This window comes from Halorubrum salinum (assembly GCF_024494575.1).
Lineage (GTDB): Archaea > Halobacteriota > Halobacteria > Halobacteriales > Haloferacaceae > Halorubrum > Halorubrum salinum.
Genome location: NZ_JANHDO010000001.1, coordinates 848126 through 867314 on the forward strand (window position 1 = coordinate 848126; position 19189 = coordinate 867314).

A 19189-nucleotide genomic window follows, 5' to 3' on the forward strand; every position below is an offset into this window, starting at 1 on the left:
GTATGGACATCGGACTGGTCGGCGAGGGGCCGGCGGTCGACGCGGTCGAGGCCGCGCTCGGCGACGTCGACGTGAACGTGATGCCCGTCGAGGCGGGCCTGCTGGACGGGTTCGACCTCGCCGTCGTCGTCGACACCGCGGGGTCTGAGACGTTCGCGGCTGCGAACGCCCGTCTCGATCGGTGGGTCGCGGTGGAGGTCGGCGGCGTCGGCGGCGTTCCGCTCGACGCGGTCGACGCCGCGGTGACCGTCTTCGAGACGACCTGCTACGACTGCCTCCGTGCGCGCGTGGCGAGCGGCGACGCCGAGCCGGCGACAGAGACGCGCGGAACGCGGTCGGCCGTCCGGTACGCCGGGGCGCTGGCGGGCCGCCGCGTCGTCCGCCGGCTCTCCGGGGACCCGGTCGCGGACACGGTCGTCGAGGTGTCGGGCGGGGAGGCGTCCGGCGGCGAGCGGACGCTCCTGCCCGTCCCCGGATGCGACTGTGGCGACGATCCGGGCGACGCGCTCCCGCGGGAGGGCGAGGGGCGGTCGCTCTCGGCCGCGCTCGACGCCGCCGAGCGCGCGGTCGATTCCAGGGTCGGGCCGATCGCTGACGTGGGAGAACAGGCGTCGTTCCCGGTCCCGTACTACGTCGCTCGCGTCGCCGACACGACCCCGTTCTCAGACGAACGCGCGGCCGAGTTCGGCGGGGGCGTCGCAGCGGGCTGGGACGCCGCGTTCATGAAGGCGCTCGGCGAGGGGCTGGAGCGCTACGCCGCCGGGGTCTACCGCGAGGAGGCGTTCACGCGCGCCGCCGCCGCGAACGTCCCGAACCCCGTCTCCCCGGACGCGTTCGTCCGCCCCGAGGACGCGGCCGAATACGCCCGCGACGACTGGCTCCCGTGGGCGATCGGCGAGCACCTCTCGACGGGCGAGACGGCGAGCCTCCCGGCGGAGTTCGTCCACTTTCCTCCCCCGGAGAACCGATACCGCCCGGCGATCACGACCGGACTGGGACTCGGGAACACCGGCCCCGAGGCGGCGCTGTCGGGGCTCTACGAGGTGATAGAGCGCGACGCGACGATGACCAGTTGGTACTCGACGGCCGACCCGCTGGGACTGGCGGTCGACGACGACGAGTTCGCGGAACTCGAGAAGCGCGCCCGCGCCGAGTCGCTCGCCGTGACGCCGCTCCTCGTGACGACCGACGTCGACGTGCCCGTCGTCGCCGTGGGGGTCCACCGCGAGGGCGACTGGCCGCGGTTCGCCGCCGGCTCCGGAGCCGACCTCGACCCGGCCGCCGCCGCGCGGAGCGCGCTCGCGGAGGCGCTCCAGAACTGGACCGAACTCCGGTCGATGGGCGAGGAGACCGCCGCCGAGCAGGGAGCAGCAATCGGCCGGCACGCCGACTTCCCAGCGGAGACGCGGGCGTTCTTCGACCCGGAGACGACCGTCCCGGCCGCGTCGATCGGGGAGGAGACGGCGTCGGGGGAGGCGGAGCTGTCGGCCGTCGTCGAGCGCGTCGAGGCGGTCGGCCTCGACCCGTACGTCGCGCGCGTCACCACGCGCGACCTGGCCGCGCTCGGATTCGAGGCGGTCCGCGTGCTCGTCCCCGGGGCACAGCCGCTCTTCACGGGAGAGCCGTTCTTCGGTGACCGCGCGAGCGACGTCCCGCGGTCGATGGGGTTCGAGCCGGATCTCGACAACGAGTACCATCCGTTCCCGTGAGGCGGGCGGGGATCGGATGGCGGCGTTTCTCCTCCTCACGGCTTGCCCCATCCCCACAGCTTGCCCCATCCCCCCGGTTTAAGCCGCTCGCGGTCGCCCGGAAACCATGGACGTCATACCAGACGCGGACGTCGAGGCGACCGAGGCCGTGAAGGGTGTCTTCCTCACGCAGGGGGCCGTCGGCGAGGAGACGAGCATCCAGCGGTTCGTGATCGAGCCGGGCGAGAAGGTGCCCGAGCACGACCACCACCACGAGCAGATCGGCGTGGTCACCGAGGGAACGGCCACGTTCGTCGTCGACGGCGAGGACCTCGTCGTCGAGCCCGGCGACACGTACGTCATCCCGGGCGGCGAGCCGCACGCCGCGCTCAACCGCGGCGACGAGACCGTCGTCGGCTACGACATCTTCGCGCCGCCGCGGGCGAACCCCGACTGGCAGGAGTGACTCGGCCGCGTCGCCCGCGGGGCGACCACGAGACGGGACGGGACGAGACGGGCTCGACATCAAAACAGCGACTCCAACTCTCCGTCGCTGTCCAGCAACGCCGCGAGACGGGTATCGCTGTCGTGGGTGATCTCACCGATATTCTGCTGGGCCTCGATCGCGACTTGCTGGAGTTCTTTCACCCGCGGGACGTTCGTGACGCCGCCGAGTAGCACGACCGCCGCGACGGTCCCCCTCCCCCGCCGGGGGTAATCCCCGCCGCGAACCTCCATCGATCCGGTCTGTTCTTCGAGCCACTTGCGGCCGTGCTCGATTCCCTTCCGGTTGAGGTATTCCGGCGGGCCAGCGACGACGAGGAGGGCCCGCTCCGTCCCGTTCACCTCGCACGGGAGGGTGAGTCGGCCGAGCGTCGCCTTTCGAACGAGGCTCGTGATGCGGGTGAGCGTCTCCGTGCTATCGACGTCGTCGGCGGCGTCACCCCGCAGCCGGGAGAGCAGTCCGTTCCGTTCCGGCTCGTCCACCTCGACCTCGGCGTACCCCACCGAGGATATGCCACCGCCCTTGAGCGTGTTGATGATCTCCGAGGAGTCGACGACGCTCTCTGCGACGTCGCTCCCCTTGGTCACCTCACCGGCACTGAAGAGAACGCCGAACCGCTGCACCAACTCCTCGTTGATCGCGTCGAACCCCTCACCGACGGACTCTCCCGACGTTCGCCACGCGTCGTTGTCGAACAGCATGAGGTTGTCCACCTCGTCGACGAACGTCTTGAGCGACCGCGCGGCGTTCAGGCTGTATATCCCTCCCTCGTCGCTTCCGGGTAAAATTCCCAACCCGTAGACGGGCTCGGTGTAGATCTGCTTGAGGTGCTTTGCGATCACCGGCGCACCCCCCGACCCCGTTCCCCCGCCGAGCCCCGCGACGACGAGGAACGCGTCGATCTCGTGGACCGGAACCGAGTCTAGGGCCCCTTGAATCTCGCCGATGTCCTCGTCGGCGACCTCGGCACCCAGTTCGTTATCCGCGCCGACGCCGTGGCCCTTCACGCGCGATTGCCCGATGAGGATCCGTCGCTCCTCGGGAAGCGTCTCGATCCCCCCGAGATCCGACGTCGCCGTGTTGACGGCGATCGCCCCGCGAACGATGTCCGCGCCCGTCCGGGCGTCGTACGCCAGAAACGCATCGAGTACCTTCCCACCTGCCTGTCCGACCCCGATCAATGCGAGTTTCATGTGAACATACCGCATTTCGATACGCGTCGCAGTCTGATAAAGGGTAGAACGGTGAACTACCTTATCGGGCGGTGGCCGTTCGCGGTACACTCAGATCGCGCAGCCGACTTCGCGGTACACTCAGATCGCGCAGCCGACCTCGCGGTACATGTAGTGAGTCATCGCGTAGACGCCGAGGATGATCCCCGCGCCGGCCAGAAAGGAGTGGACGGACAACAGCGCGACCCCCGAAAAGAGGTTCGCGATGTTACAGCCGGCCGCGAGCCGCGAGCCGACGCCCATCAGGAGCCCGCCGACTGCGTAGTTCGGGACGCGGTTCAGCTTCGGCTTCCGCACCCGGAAGTCGCCGGAGGCGTACGCGGCGACGAAGGAGCCGACGACGAGAGAGGCGATCATCACCATGTCGATGGTGACGGAGATGTTGCCGTCGCGGAACAGCACGGAGCCCCAGTAGTCGACGCTCGCGACGTCGTAGCCGACGGCCGACAGGAGATACCCCGCCCAGCGCGCCTCGCTGCCGGTGATCGCCCAGTGGCCGTGGACGACGAACCAGAGGCTCGCGACGAGCGCCATCGCCACGCCCGCGGTCCGGGCGTCCCACGAGTCGCGCAGGCGGACCTTCACGGGTCGGTCGTCCTCGTGGAACCCGCGGAGGTACGCGACGGTGCCGTCGGCGATACCGCGAAGACCGAGCGCCACCGACGAGAGCAGGCGCGAGCCGCCGACCGACGCCTGCGCTCGCGCGTCGGACGCGACGCCCGAGCCGCCGGACGGGTCGTCGGGGAGCTGACTTCGCCCCTTCACGAACGCGTACGCCAGCGTACCGACGGCGACGGCGAGCGCGCCGGTAACGGCCGGCGGGAGCGGCGACGAGAGGTACAGCGTTCGTCCGTCGAACGGGTTCAGCGTCTGGAAGTAGTACGTCTCGGCGACGGGGAACGCGAACGCGAAGAGGACGTAGCCGACGAACATGAACAGGAGCACGAGCCAGAACTGGAGGTATCCCTGTCCGGCGCGGTACAACGTCCCGGACGCACAGCCGCCGGCGAGGGTCATCCCGAGGCCGAAGACGAACCCCCCGAACAGCGAGCCGAGCCCCCACGCTGGCGTCCAGAAACCGCGGAAGTAGCCGAACGTGGCCTGCAGGCTCCAGAACACGGTCATCACCGCGATTCCGGCGAGCAACCCCTTCAGAACCCGCGTGTCTTTGAACGCGACGAAATCGCGGAAGGCGCTGACGAAGCAGAACCGCGCCTTCTGTAACAGGACGCCGAACGAGAGCCCAACCGCGACCGAGACGGCGACGTAGGCGACGGGCGAGAGCAGCATTACCCGAGCACACCGGTCCCGCACGTAAAGCGACGCTGGACACGGTGAATCCCCCCTCGAATCGGAGTTGGAGGCAAAAACCACTGGTTTTCCTCACACGGGGCAACGACGGGGGCGTTCGGGGGTGCTTTAGGCCTGTACCGCGTGGTGATGGGTATGACCGACGACTGCGGATGCGGGACCACCGGCGCGGCCGCGCGTTCGTCGGAGCCCCGCCCCTCGAAGGGGGGCGACCTGGCCAACGACGACCGAACGAACCCGTTCGCCGACGGGGTCGACCGCCGCCGGCTGCTCCAGACGACCGGCGCGGTCGGCGCGGCGACGGCCCTCGCCGGCTGTTCCGGCGACGGCGCGGGCGGCGACGGGCCGGCTCCGACGGTGTTCGTGTTCAACAACGGCGACCGCACCGTCAGCGTGATCGACGCGGCGGCCGACGAGCTTCTCACGACGTCGTTCCTCGGTACGACCGCCTCCTTCCCGGCCAACCAGTACTCGACGGGCACCGACGCCGACTACGACGTGTCGTGGCTGAACGTCTCCGGCGGCGTCCGGGCGTTCGACCAGCGCACGTTGGAGGAAGTCGCGTACGTCGAGACGGGATACGGTCCGAACTACCCGAACCTGACGCCAGACGGCGACCACCTGCTGATCGCCTCCGGCGGCACGACGGGGATGGACCCCGAGGGCGACGCGAACCACGCGATGTTCCGCGTCGACGCCGACCGCGACAGCGACACCTTCGGCGAGGTGACCGCCGAGATCGAGACCGGCTACGTGGGTCCGTGTGACATGACGCTCGGTCCGAACGGCGACTACGCGTTCGTCGTCGACGTCGCCGACGAGGCGATCCGCGTGCTGAGCGTCGACCCCTTCGAGACCGTGACCCGCGTCGACGCCGGCGAGCCGGTCACGGAGGGGAACGTCCTCCCGTTCATGTGTACCGCCTCCTTCGACGGGGAGCTCCTCCTCGTCGAGAACGGCGAGGGGACGCTCGGCGGCGATCCCGAGGTGCCCCGCGAGGGCTCCGAGAGCGTCTGGGACGTCTCCGACCCCGAGAACCCGGAGGAGATCGCGAAGATAACCCGCGACGACGGCCTGCCCGGCGCGCCGATCACGAGCGAAGTCGCCCCGGACAACACGGCGGCGTACCTCCTCATCCCCGGCGAGGGCGTCGGCGTGATCGACCTGGAGGCGAACGCCTACGAGACGACGATCGACGTCGGCGGCAGCGCCATCTCCGCGGCCTGGGGACCGAGCCGAGAGAAGCTGTACGTCCCGGTGCAAGACGCCAATCAGGTCGCCGTGATCGACCACGCCAGCCGCGACGTCGTCGCGACGGTCGAGACCGGACAGGCGCCCACCGGGGCGGTCGCCGGGACCGTTCGTCCGGAGGGCGACGCGGTGGAGAGCATCCGGGCGTCGCTCGCCTCGCTCGGGATCGCGTTCGGCGACATGGAGGCGACGTACTGCATGGACGACCACTGCTACTGCGGATGACCCGAGACACCGACCCCGCCGCCGACCGACCTGCGGACGCCGACGGCCCGCCCGCGGACACCACCCGGCGCGGGCTCCTGCGGGCCGCGGCCGGAGCGACGGTCGCGGGCGCGGCGAGCACGGCGGGCTGTCTCGGCGTCACCACGCCGGCGAACGTCGCCGCGCAGTACGAGGTCTCGGGGAACGTCGCCCACTTCGTCGGTCCCGAGTGGCTGGCGGACAACCGCGAGGACGCCGTCGTCCTCGACGCGAGAAGCGCGGAGCGGTTCCGGACGGAGCGGATCTACGGTGCCCGACGGGTTCCCTTCGACGCGATAACGAGCCGAACGCAGACCGATGCCGGCGCGGTTCCCGACACCGACGCGATCGCGGCCGCGTTCGGCGAGGCCGGCGTCGCGCCCGACGACGACGTGCTCGTCTACGGCGCGAGCGTCGGGTCGCGGGTGACCCGCACCGCGTTCGCGCTCGCCGCCGCGGGCCACGTCGGCGACATCAAGGTCCTCAACGGCGGGCTCTCCGGCTGGAACGGCCGGATCGGAACCGGCTCCCGGGGCGCGCCGACCGCGACCGACTACGCGCCCGACCCGGCGGCAGAGACGTGGGTCACCCGCGACTGGCTCGCGGAGCGCGTCGGGGCGACCGACGGCGACGGACCTGGGCTCGTCGACACCCGCGTGCCCGAGGCGTACCTCGGCGCGCCCGGGTCCGACGCGCTCGATCCCGACCACGACCGGCACGGCCACCTCCCGGGCGCGCTCAACGTCAACTGGGTGGGGAACGTCGCGGGGAACCGAATGACCGAACCCGGACGGCTGGTCCGGCTGTACGAGGTCGACGCGGAGCTCGACAGGGACGCCACCGTCGTCGTGTACGGCGACGAGAACGTCGATCCGACGTCGACGTGGCTCACCCTCCGGGCGATCGGCTTCGAGGACGTGCGGCTGTACGACGGCGGGTTCGGCGAGTGGGCGAACGCGGACGGCGACCGCGGCCGCTACCCGGTCGAGACCGCCACGAGCGTCGTGATCGAGACGGAGGGGAGCGTCGGCGGCGGCGACGACAGCGGCGACTTCTCCTGTACCGGATGACCGACGAGGGCGGGCCGGTCGCCGACGGCGACCGCGCTCCCGACGCGGCCGACGACGACCGCGCTCCAGACGCGGACGCTGCCCGTGAGCGCGGCCGATCGGGGCGTATCGCCGCCGTCGCCTGCGAGGGCGCGGACGCGCTCGCGCTGTTCGCGCTCGACACCGGCGAGCGGCTCGGGACGGTGCCAGTCGGCAGTCACCCCGTCCACGCGGCCACCGCCGCCGGGCGAACGATCGTCGCGACCATGGGCGAGCGCGCCGTCACCGCGGTCGGTCCGGACGGCGCGGTGACCCGGATCGAGACGGGGGTGCTCGGTCCCTCGCACTTCGCCGCCGCGGACGGCCTGCTCTTCGTCTCCTGTTCGGCCGGAGACGCGCTCGCCGCGGTCGACCCCGTCGAGTCCGCGCTCGTCGGCCGCGTCGCCGTCGGCGGCGAGCCCCACGAGGTCGCCGTCGACCCCGCCGGCGAGTACCTCTACGCCGGCAGCCGCCGAGACGGCGTCGTCGACGTCGTGGACGCCGCGGCCCGCGAGCGGGTCGCGTCAGTCGACGTCGGCGAGGAGGCGCGCGTTCAGGGCGTCGCGCTCTCGCCCGACGGACGCCGCGGGTACGCGATCGACCAGCGCGGGGCCCGAGTCGTCGCGTTCGACCCGGCGGCCGCGGCGGATGACGGGGGCGACTCCGGCCGTGATCCCGCGCCCGACGCGGTCGTCCGAGGAGCGGCCGTCGGCGACGACCCCTACGACCTCGTCGCGACCGACGACCGCGTGCTGGTCCCCGGCCGCGAGGCGGGGACGGTCCACGAGTTCGGTCCAAACCTCGCACTGACCGCGGTTCACGAGGGGTTCTCGCGGCCGGTCGACGCGTTCCGGATCGGCGGCGACTGGTGGGTGCTCGACGCGGCCGATTCTCAGCTTCGCTCGCTCGACGGCGACGCCGGCGCGACCCCGGCACCTGGCCTCGTCGCGACCCGCGTCGGCGACCGGCTGCTCGTCTCCCACTACGACGACGACCTGGTCTCGCTCGTCGACGTCGAGACCGGTCCCGTGTGGACCGCCGAGTCGCCGGCGTACCCCTTCGGTTCGGTCGTGATCTGACGCCCGGAAGCGACCCCGACGGCCACGCGCAGAGCGTCACAGACGTCGGGAAACGCTGCCGGTGTCCGGGGAACGATCACCGCACCGCCCGTGCCCCGGATATGAAGGTTGCGTACGTCTTCGCGACGGCCGGACAGACCATCGACTACGTGCTCGGCGACATGATCCTCCCGCAGCTCGAGGCCGGCGCTCACGGTGCAGACGTCGTCGGCATGTTCTTTTTCCACGACAACACGTACGCGCTCCGGGAGGACGACCCGCTGGGGCAACGGCTCGCGGACGTGGCGGCCGAACGGGAGATGCTCCTCATGCTGTGTGACCAGTGTGCGACGCGGCGGGGGCTCGCGGAGTTCGATCACACGGACGAGCACGGGCGCGACCACTACGAGGCGACGAACACGGTGGAGGGCGCGACGGTCGGCTGCTTCCCGGACCTGTACGAGGCGCTCGGCGAGGTCGGCGTCGACCAGGTCATCACGCTGTGAAGGCGGGGATCGATCGGGCCGTCACGCCGTGAGGGCGGCGACGGCGGACCGTCACGCCGTGAGGGCGGCGACGGCGGACCGTCCCGCGGCGTCGGCCTCAGATCTCGAAGTCGGGCGTGTCGAACGCCCCCTCGTCCGCCCCGATGTCGTACCCGTCGATCGCGGCGAGCGCGATGTCGAGCGTCGTCTCGGCGTCCCAGCGTCCCGTGTTGATCGCGAGGTCGTAGATGGACCGGTCCGACAGGTCGATCCCGTAGTACGACTTGTAGCGCGTCTCCTCTATCACTTCGCGAACCTGCATCTCGGAGGTCATCTCCTCGCGGCTCGCGGTGCGGTCGGCTCGCACCTCGTCGGGGGCGTCGAGCCAGATCCGGACGTCGGCGCGGTTGCCGGCGATCCAGCCGGCGAGCCGCGATTCCAGTACGAACGGCTTGTTCGAGGCACCCCACTTCTCGGCTATCGTCCGGAGCCGCCGGTCGAGCGCGCGGTCGATCTCCTCGGACTCGCCGGTCTTCGCGATCAGCTGTGAGAGGCTCATGTCCCGCTCGGCCGCGATCTCGCGGAACAGTTCGCCGCCGGAGACGTACCCGCAGTCGAGCGCCGCCGCGATCCCCTCGACGAGGGTCGTCGCCCCGCAACCCGGCGGCCCCGAGACGGTGACGAACAGGTTCCCATCGATCTCGCGGTCCACTCCCGGGGTTCCACTCATACACGCGCCGTGACGGCGGGCGGGCGGATAAACCGGGCGGTTCACGCAGTCGTGCGTGCCGAACGGTACCATTCCGCGACGGCGGGCGGCGTCGCGGCGGGCCGTGCCGCGGTGTGTGAGCCGTGCCAGGGTGGACGGCTCGCAGCACGTCCCGAACGCGAGCGGCGGACCCCGCGTCAGTCGTCGCCGGTCTTCGCGGGCTCCGGTCGCGAGAGCGGTTCCCCGTCGACCGGCTCGTCGGGGTTCGCGTCGATCGCCGCGGGCGAGAGCCCGAGCTGGGCGTCGACGTCGACGTCCTCGCGGACGTGGACCGTGCCGCGGTGGATCGCGATGGCGTCGGCGAGGTGGAGCCGAACCGCGTCGAGAAGCACGTCGGCTTCGAGCGGCTGTCCGCGACGCTTGATGTCGTCGACGCTCGCCCCGGCGGGGACGTCGAAGGCGCGCTGAGCGATGACCGGCCCCTGATCGAGGTCGGTCGTCACGTAGTGCGCGGTGACGCCGGCGATCCGGACGCCCGCGTCCTTCGCCTGTCGGTACGCCTCCGCGCCGGGGAACGCCGGTAACAGCGAGGGGTGGACGTTGATGATCCGGCCCTCGTATCGGAAGACGACCTCGGGCGATAAGATGCGCATGTAGCGGGCCAGCGCGATGAGATCGACGTCGTACTCGGCCAACAGATCGAGCAGGCGCTCCTCGTCGGTGTTTCCGTTGCCGTCGCCGACGTCGTAGAAGGGCTTGTCGTACCGCTCCGCGAGCGTCCGGAGATCCCCGCGGTTGCCGATGACGACGGGGATCTCCGCCTCGCCGTCGTCGGCCAGTTCGCCGTTGGCCTCGGCCTCCAAGAGGGCCTCGGGCGCGTGCGTCTCCTTGGTGACCAAAAGCGCGATCCGGCGGGCGTCGCGGTCGCTCGGGAACCGCACCTGGATATCGACGTCGAGCTCGCGGCCGAGCTCGGCGAGCGCCCGGCGGAGCTCGCCGCGCGACGTCTCCAGTTCCGAGGCGTCGACGCGGGTCGTCATCCGGAAGACGCCCTCTCGGACCGCCTGGTCTAAGTCCTCGATGTTGATTCCCCGCTCGAACAGCAGGGAGGTGACCCGCGCGATGAGTCCGGTCTTGTCTCCTCCGACGACCGTGATCTCGGTCAGTTCGCGGGTCATGCGACGATCACCTCCGCGGGTTCGAACGGCTGCATACACCCCCACCAGCGGCCGGAGAGGGTTGTCCCTTTCGCTCCGGACCGGCCGAGGACACGCACGAACGACCGGAATAGATCCACGAATATGTATATAAAAGCCGTTCCAAAACGGTTTTTACACACGACTCCGCACTACCGATAATGACGGCATACACCGCGACGGTGACGGTGCGGCTGAAGCGGGGCGTCCTCGATCCGGAGGCTGAGACGACCCGAAAGGCCCTCGAACGCCTCGGTTTCGAGCTGTCGGACCTCCGGTCTGCGGACCGGTTCGAGCTCGATTTAGACGCCGCCGACGCCGACGAGGCGGCCGACCGCGCCGGCGAGATGGCCGAGCGACTGCTCGCGAACCCGACGATCCACGACTACGACGTCGCGGTCGCGGAGCGATGACGGTCGCCGTCGGCGGGACGACGCCGCTCGTCACCGACGCGGACGCGGTCGCGGCCGCCCACGCGGGGTGGTCGGCGTGACGGTCGCCGTCGTCCAGTTCGGCGGCTCGAACTGCGACCGCGACGCGGTCCGCGCGCTCGCGCACCTCGGCGTCGACGCCGAGCGCGTCTGGCACGCGGACGGCCTCCCGACTGACGCGACGGGTATCGTCCTCCCGGGCGGATTCTCCTACGGCGACTACCTCCGCGCCGGCGCGATGGCCGCCCGCGATCCGATCATGGAGGCGGTCCGCGAGGCCGCCGCCGACGGCGTCCCCGTGATCGGGATCTGCAACGGAGCGCAGATCGGCTCGGAGTCCGGACTCACGCCCGGCGCGTTCACCACGAACGCCTCTGCGCGCTTCCAGTGTGAGCCCGTGTACCTCAGAGTCGAGCGCGCCGACACGCCGTGGACCGCCGCCTATGACGAGGGACAGGTGATCGAGGTGCCCATCGCGCACGGCGAGGGCCGCTTCGAAGTGAGCGAGGACGCCCACGACGACCTCGTCGCAGACGACCGCGTCCTCTTCCGCTACTGCGACGCCGACGGCGAGACCACGGACGCCGCCAACCCCAACGGGTCGACGGACAACATCGCCGGCGTCCTCGGCGACAGAGAACACGTCGCGGTCCTCATGCCGCACCCGGAGCGCGCGACGCTCCCCGACCTCGGCCGGAGCACGGACGGGGCGGGCATTCTGGAAGCCTTCGCCTGATCCGTCCGATCTGGACTTGGCCGGCCGATCTGCGCCCGTCCGAATCGATCAGCGCTCTGCGCTCTGCTCCGACCGCGCGGGTATCGTCTCGCCGTCGTCGTCATCGTCGTCGCCGCCGCTTTTCGTCGTTTGTTCCAGTTCTCGATCCAGCGCGCGCTCGAACTCCGCCTCGGAGAGTTCGCCCTCGGCGTACCGCCGCTTGAGGCGCTCGATCGGGTCCTCTTCCGGTGTGGCCGCCGCGTCACCTCCGTCTTCGTCGGCCGAACGCTGCCGAACGGCGACGTACGCGATCACGAGGAGCGCCGCGACCGTCAGCAGCACCAACGGGAGCGTCGTCATCCACATACCGCCCATTCTGCCCATACCACCCATACCGCCCATTCCGCCCATTCCGCCCATACCACTCATACCACCCGTCATTCCGGCGAGGCCGCCTATCGCGCCGAGCCCCGCTGTGCCGGCGGACTGTCTCTCCGTGAGTCCGCCGTCATCGATAGTCCCACCGGTCATACGCGAGCGTTCGTCGCCCGCGCTCAAATACTCGCCGCAGATTCCCGGATGATCGCACTCCGGAGTGGATTCGTCGGTCTGACGGACGGACCCGAACCTACGTGACGACGATCGCCCCTCGCTGACCGATGCCACGGTGGGGCCGGCAGGCGTATCGGTACACGCCCGGCTCGCCGAACGTGTGCTCGAAGTGGACGCCCGGTGCGACGCTGATCGAGTCCGTGCTGACGTCGACGTCCTCGAACGCGATATCGTGTCCGCCGCCGTTCCCGGTCCACCGCCAGCGGACGGTGGTGTCCGGCGATATCTGCACCGCGTGCGGGTCGAAGGCGAAGTGCCCGCCGTTGCCGTCAGCCCCGGTCGCGATCTCGACGAGCGTCTCGCCCGTTCGGTCCGTGATAGTTCCGTCGTACTCGTTCGTGTCCGCCAGCCACTCGTCGACTGCCGGATACTCGCTGGACGGGACCGGTTCGGCGACGACGACGCCTTTCATTCCCGCGTCGGCCTCCGGTTCGCTCACGTACCGATAGGTCCCCGCCGTCTCGAACGTGTGTTCGAACGTCGTTCCCGCGCCGCTGACGGGCGAGCCGCTGTCGAACGTTCCGTCGGCGGCGACGACGTTGTGCTCGCGATCCTCGGTCGTCCACTCCCACGTCACCGTCGTCTCCGGTTCGATTTTGATCGCCGGAGGCGAGAACGACTTCGAGCCCGACACGTCCAGGTACACGGTCGGCGGGTCGTCGAACCGGAAGTCGCGCACCGTCGGCGTATGCGGGTCGTTGGCGGTGACGAGCCACTCGTCGAGCGACTGGTCGGGGTCGATCGTCTCAGCTACTGCGTCGCCGGATCGGACGTTCCCGAAGCCGACGAGCGCACCGAGACCGACGGCGGTGCTCGCTCCGAGGAACGTTCGTCGGTTGCTGGAGGGCATGTGCACGTGACCGTTGGACACACGTATAATAAAAAGCGATTCCTGTTTTATCTCAGTAAAAATCGCTGATACGATCCGCTCACACCGCCGTCCGTCGCCGTTCTGAAACTCACACGTCGGTCGAGCCTTACCCGCATAGATGGGTCAGGCCTGTTCGAATACACGCGGGGGGTTCTTCGAGATACGCTCTCGTCTCGGGTCGGCTCGGGTACTTTCGGCCGCAGACGGAACGCGAGTCGACCGGACGACTACGGGTCACCCGAAGCAAGCGACGGTCGTCAAAATATCGCGCTGGCTCACTTGCAACCAAACGACTAAGTCGCCTACTCGCTAACGCGAATCATATTCGCAAAGTGATATCTGTGTGTGACACTCGGCTCCGGTGGGCGGCGACGATACTCGTCGGTATCGCTCTCCTCGGAGGCGTCGCGGCCGCGCCGGCCAGCGCCGCGGCCCCGGACGTCACCTTCGTCGAGTCGAACGTCGAGACCGATACGACCTGGACGCCCGCGGACGGGCCGTATCGGATCGTCCGGTCCGTCGAGGTCGAGCCGGGCGCGACGCTCGCGATCGAACCGGGGACCGAGGTGCAGCTCGCGGAGGGCGTCACGGTCACCGTCAGCGGCTCGCTGCGGGCCGACGGCACGGCCGCCCGTCCGGTGACCTTCGGGCGGACCGCCGGAGCGGATCCGGACCGCCGGTGGGACGGCCTCCGCTACAACGGGACGGACGACTCGCGTCTCACGCTTCACAACACCACGCTTCGGGGCGGCACCACGGGGATCGCCGCCGCGAGCGACGCGGGCGAGGTACGGATCGTCGACTCGACGGTCCGCGACTTCACGACGGCGGGGGTGGGCGTCGCGGACGCGACGCTGACCGCGCCGCGGATCGCCCTCGTGCGGTCGACGGTCCGCGACGTCGACGGCCACGCGCTCGCCGTGACTCCCGCGGACGGGGCGACGGAGCGCGTCGAACTCACCGCGGCCAACCCGACGCGAGCGGAGACGACGCGGAACACGCTCGCGCTCGACCCGGGCGTCGGGGTCTCGATGGACGCGCTCCGGCTGCGGTATCCCTCCGACGGCTCGGTCCAAGGGGTCAGCGCCGAGACGCTCGGACGCATCGGCCTCGATGCGGACCGCGACGGCGAGATCGACCGGTCGCTCGGCGGAGCGGTCGCGGGCGTTTCGACCGACGGCCGGCAGATGGAGATCGCGTTCTCGCGGACGGTCCGGGTCTCCAGTAGAGACCGGTTCCTCGTCGAGTACGACGGCGTCGTAAACCCGAGTACGCGAGGCGTGTATCCCGTCGACGTGCGTCCGCTCGACGACGGTGTCCCACAGTTCTCCGACGGCGCACGTGCGGCGTACGTCGTCGGCGAGGACGTGGAGCCCTACGCGTCCGAACCGAGCGCGCCGACGCGCGTCAGCAGCCTCACCGTCGCCGAGTCCACGCTCCGAGACGTCGAGGGTGCGGGCGTCTTCGCCGCCGCCGACACGGTCACTGGGATACGGGTCACTGAGACGCGGATGACCGGAGTCGGCGGCGACGGCGTCGCCGTTCGGGGCGCACAGAGCGAGCTCCGCGTCCGCGACTCCGACTTTCGAGTCACCGACGCGGGCGTTCAGGTCGACGCTCGCACGCAGACGTCGGTCCACGCGGTCGGCAACCGGGTGACGCAGTCGACGAGCGGGATCCGGATACGGCAGTCCGAACGGCGCGAGCGCGTGTCGACGCAGGTGACGCTCCGGTCGAACGTCCTCTCGGAGAACGCCCGCAGCGGCTTCGACGTGCGTTCGACTACGAGTCAGGGCGACCTCCACGTCGAGAACAACACCGCCCGCGGGAACGGACGCGACGGGTTGCACCTCGGCACGTGGGCCGTCCGTACGGGCGAGATAGCGGGCAACGACGTGCGCGACAACGGCGACGACGGGATCGCGGTCGAGAGCAGCGTCGTGACCGACCTCGCGGTGTCGGACAACGAGGTCGTCGGGAGCGACGCCGCGGGTATCGCCGTCCGGACGCGCGGCGGGGCACACGACCTCGCTGTCGGCGACAACACGGTCGCCGACAGCGGCGGACACGGCGTCGCCGTGACGACCGATCTGCTGATCGATTCGGTCGGCGTCGCCGGCAACCGCCTCGCGAACAACGGCGGTGCCGGCCTCCTCGTGTCGAGTCCGATCACACATAACGGGACGCTCGACGTGACCGAGAACGTCGTCGCCGCGAACGCCTACGGGGTCGCGACACGCGGCGTGGTCGACGCCACGATCGCCCGCAACGACATCGTGTTCAACACCAACGCCCACGCCGAGCCGGTCGCGATCGACGGCGTCGACCCCGGCACGGGCGTGTACGTGGCCGAGGGCGACCGGGGTGCGATCCTCGACACCAACGGGTTCGCGGGACGGATCGAAGACCGCGTCGCGAACCAGCGAGTCCGTCGCCAGATCGAGTTCGCGCGGTTCTGGAGCGAGGACACGGTCGTCGTGCTTCGGACCGACGGCGTCAGCCACACCCGTGCGGCGGAGGCGGGCGCGCTCGACGTTCGACGCGTCACCGACGCGCTCCCGACCGCCATCGGCCTCACCGGCACCGAGTCCGCGGGCGCGGGCGTCGCCGTCGTCGACAACGACATTCACGGCCAGCGTCGGGGTCTGACGGTCGACGTCGAGCCGCTCATCGCCGCGAACGCCACCGCTCGGTTCGTCACCGACGCGGTCCGCACCGTCGACGCGGAGTCGAACTACTGGGGCGACGACACCGGCCCCTACCACGCCTCGATCCTCCCCGAGGGAGGCGGCGACACGGTCGTGACCGCGGCGGGCTGGGTCGACGTCGTCCCGTTCAGCGAGACGCCGAGCGGTCGGCGCTACGTCCGCCCGACGCCGCGGCTCGATGCGCCGGAGCGCGCGGCTCCTTCGGCGCGTTTCGAGGTGTCAGGCGCGGGTTCGACGATCGACACGGGGCGCATCGGACGGTACCACTTTTTCACCGACGGGACGGCCACGGATCCGCAACCGACGCCGACGCGCCGCCTCGTGATGCCCGACGACCCGCTCACGGTGGGTCTCGGGGTCGAGAGCGAGCTGGGCATCGACAGCGCGTCGACGGCGACGGCCGAGGTCGCGGTGGCGACGACCGGGACGGCACTCTCAGACGGGTCGCCGGCATCGTCGCCCGAGTCGCTCCTCTCTGCGCTCGGATCGCCGCTCGGAGTGCTCGGTGCCATCAGCTACGTCCTGGCGCTGTTGTTCGGCGGGCACGGACTGGTGCGGACGTTCGGGAGGCGGCGGCCCCCGCTCGACGGCAGGAAGGTTCAAGCGCTCGCGCTCGCCGGCGTGGCGATCTGGCTCGTCGCCGGCGTGCTCGGCTCGCCGCCGCTCGTGACGCTCGGGGTCGTCGCGGCAGTGCTCTGGGCGGGCCTCACGGGCGTCTCGTACCTCGTGGTGAGTCAGTTCTTCGCACAGTAGACCTGCCGTCGTCGACGGACTGGCAAGCCGAGGGGACTCGGCGGCTACGGTCGAGCGAACTCCGGAGGTATCTGTCCCGCGTCGATCCGGAGCAACTTGTTCCGGTGCGTCAGTTTAAGACCCCCGAGCGATAGGGGCGAGTATGAGCGAGCAGCAATCCCGACCCGACGAGGACGCGGCCTCGCGGGGACGCGGCGACGCGGACCGATTCGCGGGCAAGAAAGACGCCGACCTCCGGAGCAAAGACGTCACCGAGGGCGCGGAGCGGGCCCCGCACCGCTCGATGTTCCGGGCGATGGGGTTCGACGACGAGGACCTCTCCTCGCCCATCGTCGGCGTCCCGAACCCCGCGGCCGACATCACGCCGTGTAACGTTCACCTCGACGACGTCGCGGAGTCGGCGCTCGACGGCATCGACGCCGCCGGCGGCATGCCGATCGAGTTCGGCACGATCACCATTAGCGACGCCATCTCGATGGGGACGGAGGGGATGAAGGCGTCGCTTATCTCGCGGGAAGTGATAGCCGACAGCGTCGAACTCGTCTCCTTCGGCGAACGCATGGACGCGCTGGTGACGGTCGCGGGCTGTGACAAGAACCTCCCGGGAATGCTGATGGCGTCGATCCGCACCGACCTCCCGAGCGTGTTCCTCTACGGCGGGTCGATCATGCCCGGTCAGCACAACGGCCGCGACGTGACCATCGTGCAGGTGTTCGAGGGCGTCGGCGCGTACGCCGAAGGCGACATGAGCGGCGAGGAACTCGACGAACTCGAACGGCACGCGTGCCCCGGCGCGGGCTCCTGTGGCGGGATGTTCACGGCGAACACGATGGCGTCCATCTCCGAGGCGCTCGGGATGGCCCCGCTCGGCTCCGCCTCCGCGCCCGCCGAAGATCAGGAGCGCTACGACGTGGCCGAGCGCGCGGGCGAGCTCGTCGTCGAGTGCATCGAAGAGGACCGCCGCCCCTCCGACATCCTCTCGCGGAAGTCCTTCGAGAACGCGATCGCCTTACAGACCGCGATCGGCGGCTCGACGAACGGCGTCCTCCACCTGCTCGCGCTCGCGGGCGAGGCCGACGTGGACCTCTCGATCGAAGACTTCGACGAGATATCGCGGCGCACGCCGAAGATCGCCGACCTCCAGCCGGGCGGCAACAGCGTGATGAACGACCTCCACGAGGTCGGCGGCGTCCCCGTGGTGCTCCGTCGCCTGCTCGAGGCGGACCTGCTCCACGGCGACGCGGAGACCGTCACGGGCCGGACGCTCGCCGAGGAGATCGAAGAGTTGGAGGCACAAGGGAAGCTCCCGGACGACTCGGAGATCGACGCGGACTTCCTCTACACGGTCGACGAGCCGAAGGAGGCCGAGGGCGCGATCAAGATCCTCACGGGCAACCTCGCGCCCGAGGGATCGGTGCTCAAGGTGACCGGCGACGACGCGTTCCACCACGAGGGACCGGCGCGCGTGTTCACGAACGAGGAGGACGCGATGGAGTACGTCCAGTCCGGCGAGATCGAGTCCGGCGACGTGATCGTGATCCACAACGAGGGACCGACCGGCGGCCCCGGCATGCGCGAGATGCTCGGCGTCACCGCCGCCGTCGTCGGCGCGGGCCACGAGGACGACGTGGCCCTGCTGACCGACGGGCGGTTCTCCGGCGCGACCCGCGGCCCGATGATCGGACACGTGGCTCCCGAGGCTGCCGTTGGGGGCCCGATCGGTCTCATCGAGGACGGCGACGTGATCACCGTCGACATCCCGGAGCGTGACCTCTCCGTCGACCTCTCCGAAGAAGAGCTGGCCGAGCGCCGCGAGGCGTTCGAGGCACCCGAGCCGCAGTACGAGGGCGGGATCCTCGCGAAGTACGGCCGCGACTTCGCCTCCGCGTCCGAGGGCGCGGTGACGAATCCGCGGCTCACGCGAGACCTGTAGCGGCGACAAACGCGTCCACCTGCGCGATGCGTCGCGACCGCGACGCGTGGAACGCGCCCGTTCTCACTCCGCGGTACCGCCGTCGGTCCGTGCGGTCCGGACCGACTCGGCGCGCCAGACGTTGCTCCGGCGGCCGGCGCGCGACAGTTCCATCTTCACCACCGACCCGACCGGCAGGTCCGCGACGCGCTCGCGGGCGTCCTCGTCGGCGTAGTCGACGATGTGGTACGTCTCGTTCCGTGGATGTGCACGTACGGTGGTGCATTCGTGATCGTTCTGTTCGGAAATGACGGTGTACGCGTTTGACTTCGACATCATACTCCGTAATAATTGGAAATACTATTTCAAAACTTCGTATATTCACTACGTGTATCGATCAAGATCTAATACGGATATAAGG

The 19189-nt window shown here is 70.1% G+C and carries 17 protein-coding genes; 10 read left to right on the forward strand and 7 right to left on the reverse strand.

What is annotated here, in order from left to right; all coding sequences use genetic code 11:
* Window positions 1-2 precede the first annotated feature (2 nt).
* Both NO930_RS04570 and NO930_RS04575 read left to right on the forward strand, forming a co-directional pair.
* Window positions 3-1709: a YcaO-like family protein gene (locus NO930_RS04570; RefSeq protein WP_256402644.1), complete on the forward strand. Its 1707-nt coding sequence runs from the start codon at window positions 3-5 to the stop codon at window positions 1707-1709.
* Window positions 1710-1815: 106 nt separating this feature from the next.
* Window positions 1816-2154 (forward strand): cupin domain-containing protein, encoded by a 339-nt coding sequence (locus NO930_RS04575; RefSeq protein WP_256402645.1) that lies wholly within the window; start codon window positions 1816-1818, stop codon window positions 2152-2154.
* Between the two features lie 59 nt (window positions 2155-2213).
* On the opposite strand, the gene NO930_RS04580 is transcribed toward NO930_RS04575, so the two are convergent.
* Window positions 2214-3386, reverse strand: coding sequence for a tubulin/FtsZ family protein (locus tag NO930_RS04580; RefSeq protein ID WP_256402646.1), 1173 nt, complete (start codon window positions 3384-3386; stop codon window positions 2214-2216).
* Between the two features lie 120 nt (window positions 3387-3506).
* Window positions 3507-4715, reverse strand: a complete 1209-nt coding sequence (locus NO930_RS04585) for a YeeE/YedE family protein (RefSeq protein ID WP_256402647.1) — start codon at window positions 4713-4715, stop codon at window positions 3507-3509.
* A gap of 156 nt (window positions 4716-4871) precedes the next feature.
* Here NO930_RS04585 and NO930_RS04590 point away from each other — a divergent pair, with 156 nt between their 5' ends.
* The 4 genes from NO930_RS04590 (at window position 4872) to NO930_RS04605 (ending at window position 8882) form a co-directional block, all read left to right on the forward strand.
* Window positions 4872-6212: a twin-arginine translocation signal domain-containing protein gene (locus tag NO930_RS04590; RefSeq protein ID WP_256402648.1), complete on the forward strand. Its 1341-nt coding sequence runs from the start codon at window positions 4872-4874 to the stop codon at window positions 6210-6212.
* Window positions 6209-7300: a sulfurtransferase gene (locus NO930_RS04595; protein ID WP_256402649.1), complete on the forward strand. Its 1092-nt coding sequence runs from the start codon at window positions 6209-6211 to the stop codon at window positions 7298-7300. The genes NO930_RS04590 and NO930_RS04595 overlap by 4 nt, the downstream gene beginning before the upstream one ends.
* On the forward strand, window positions 7297-8397 hold the full coding sequence (locus NO930_RS04600) for a YncE family protein (RefSeq protein WP_256402650.1): 1101 nt from the start codon (window positions 7297-7299) through the stop codon (window positions 8395-8397). The genes NO930_RS04595 and NO930_RS04600 overlap by 4 nt, the downstream gene beginning before the upstream one ends.
* Before the next feature lie 101 nt (window positions 8398-8498).
* A complete protein-coding gene (locus tag NO930_RS04605) occupies window positions 8499-8882 on the forward strand; it encodes a SaoD/DsrE family protein (protein ID WP_137784555.1) in 384 nt (127 codons plus the stop codon).
* Between the two features lie 97 nt (window positions 8883-8979).
* Here the strand turns inward: NO930_RS04605 and cmk are convergent, their stop codons facing one another.
* Window positions 8980-9591, reverse strand: coding sequence for a (d)CMP kinase (cmk, locus tag NO930_RS04610; RefSeq protein WP_256402651.1), 612 nt, complete (start codon window positions 9589-9591; stop codon window positions 8980-8982).
* Window positions 9592-9767: 176 nt separating this feature from the next.
* Window positions 9768-10748: a formyltetrahydrofolate deformylase gene (locus NO930_RS04615; RefSeq protein WP_256402652.1), complete on the reverse strand. Its 981-nt coding sequence runs from the start codon at window positions 10746-10748 to the stop codon at window positions 9768-9770.
* Between the two features lie 179 nt (window positions 10749-10927).
* On the opposite strand from NO930_RS04615, the gene purS reads away from it, so the two are divergent.
* Window positions 10928-11179, forward strand: coding sequence for a phosphoribosylformylglycinamidine synthase subunit PurS (gene purS, locus NO930_RS04620; RefSeq protein ID WP_137784387.1), 252 nt, complete (start codon window positions 10928-10930; stop codon window positions 11177-11179).
* A 76-nt stretch (window positions 11180-11255) separates the two neighbouring features.
* Window positions 11256-11933 (forward strand): phosphoribosylformylglycinamidine synthase I, encoded by a 678-nt coding sequence (gene purQ / locus NO930_RS04625; protein ID WP_137784079.1) that lies wholly within the window; start codon window positions 11256-11258, stop codon window positions 11931-11933.
* A gap of 48 nt (window positions 11934-11981) precedes the next feature.
* Here purQ and NO930_RS04630 read toward each other — a convergent pair whose 3' ends face one another.
* On the reverse strand, window positions 11982-12443 hold the full coding sequence (locus tag NO930_RS04630) for an SHOCT domain-containing protein (RefSeq protein WP_256402653.1): 462 nt from the start codon (window positions 12441-12443) through the stop codon (window positions 11982-11984).
* Window positions 12444-12540: 97 nt separating this feature from the next.
* Window positions 12541-13374 carry a halocyanin domain-containing protein gene (locus NO930_RS04635; protein ID WP_256402654.1) on the reverse strand — a complete coding sequence of 278 codons (834 nt, stop codon included), beginning with the start codon at window positions 13372-13374 and terminating at the stop codon, window positions 12541-12543.
* A 362-nt stretch (window positions 13375-13736) separates the two neighbouring features.
* Here NO930_RS04635 and NO930_RS04640 point away from each other — a divergent pair, with 362 nt between their 5' ends.
* Together NO930_RS04640 and ilvD are read left to right on the forward strand one after the other, a co-directional pair.
* Window positions 13737-16856: a right-handed parallel beta-helix repeat-containing protein gene (locus NO930_RS04640; protein WP_256402655.1), complete on the forward strand. Its 3120-nt coding sequence runs from the start codon at window positions 13737-13739 to the stop codon at window positions 16854-16856.
* Between the two features lie 142 nt (window positions 16857-16998).
* Window positions 16999-18789, forward strand: a complete 1791-nt coding sequence (gene ilvD, locus NO930_RS04645) for a dihydroxy-acid dehydratase (RefSeq protein WP_256402656.1) — start codon at window positions 16999-17001, stop codon at window positions 18787-18789.
* Window positions 18790-18852: 63 nt separating this feature from the next.
* On the opposite strand, the gene NO930_RS04650 is transcribed toward ilvD, so the two are convergent.
* Window positions 18853-19104: a DUF7999 family protein gene (locus NO930_RS04650; RefSeq protein WP_137784228.1), complete on the reverse strand. Its 252-nt coding sequence runs from the start codon at window positions 19102-19104 to the stop codon at window positions 18853-18855.
* Between the last annotated feature and the right edge of the window lie 85 nt (window positions 19105-19189).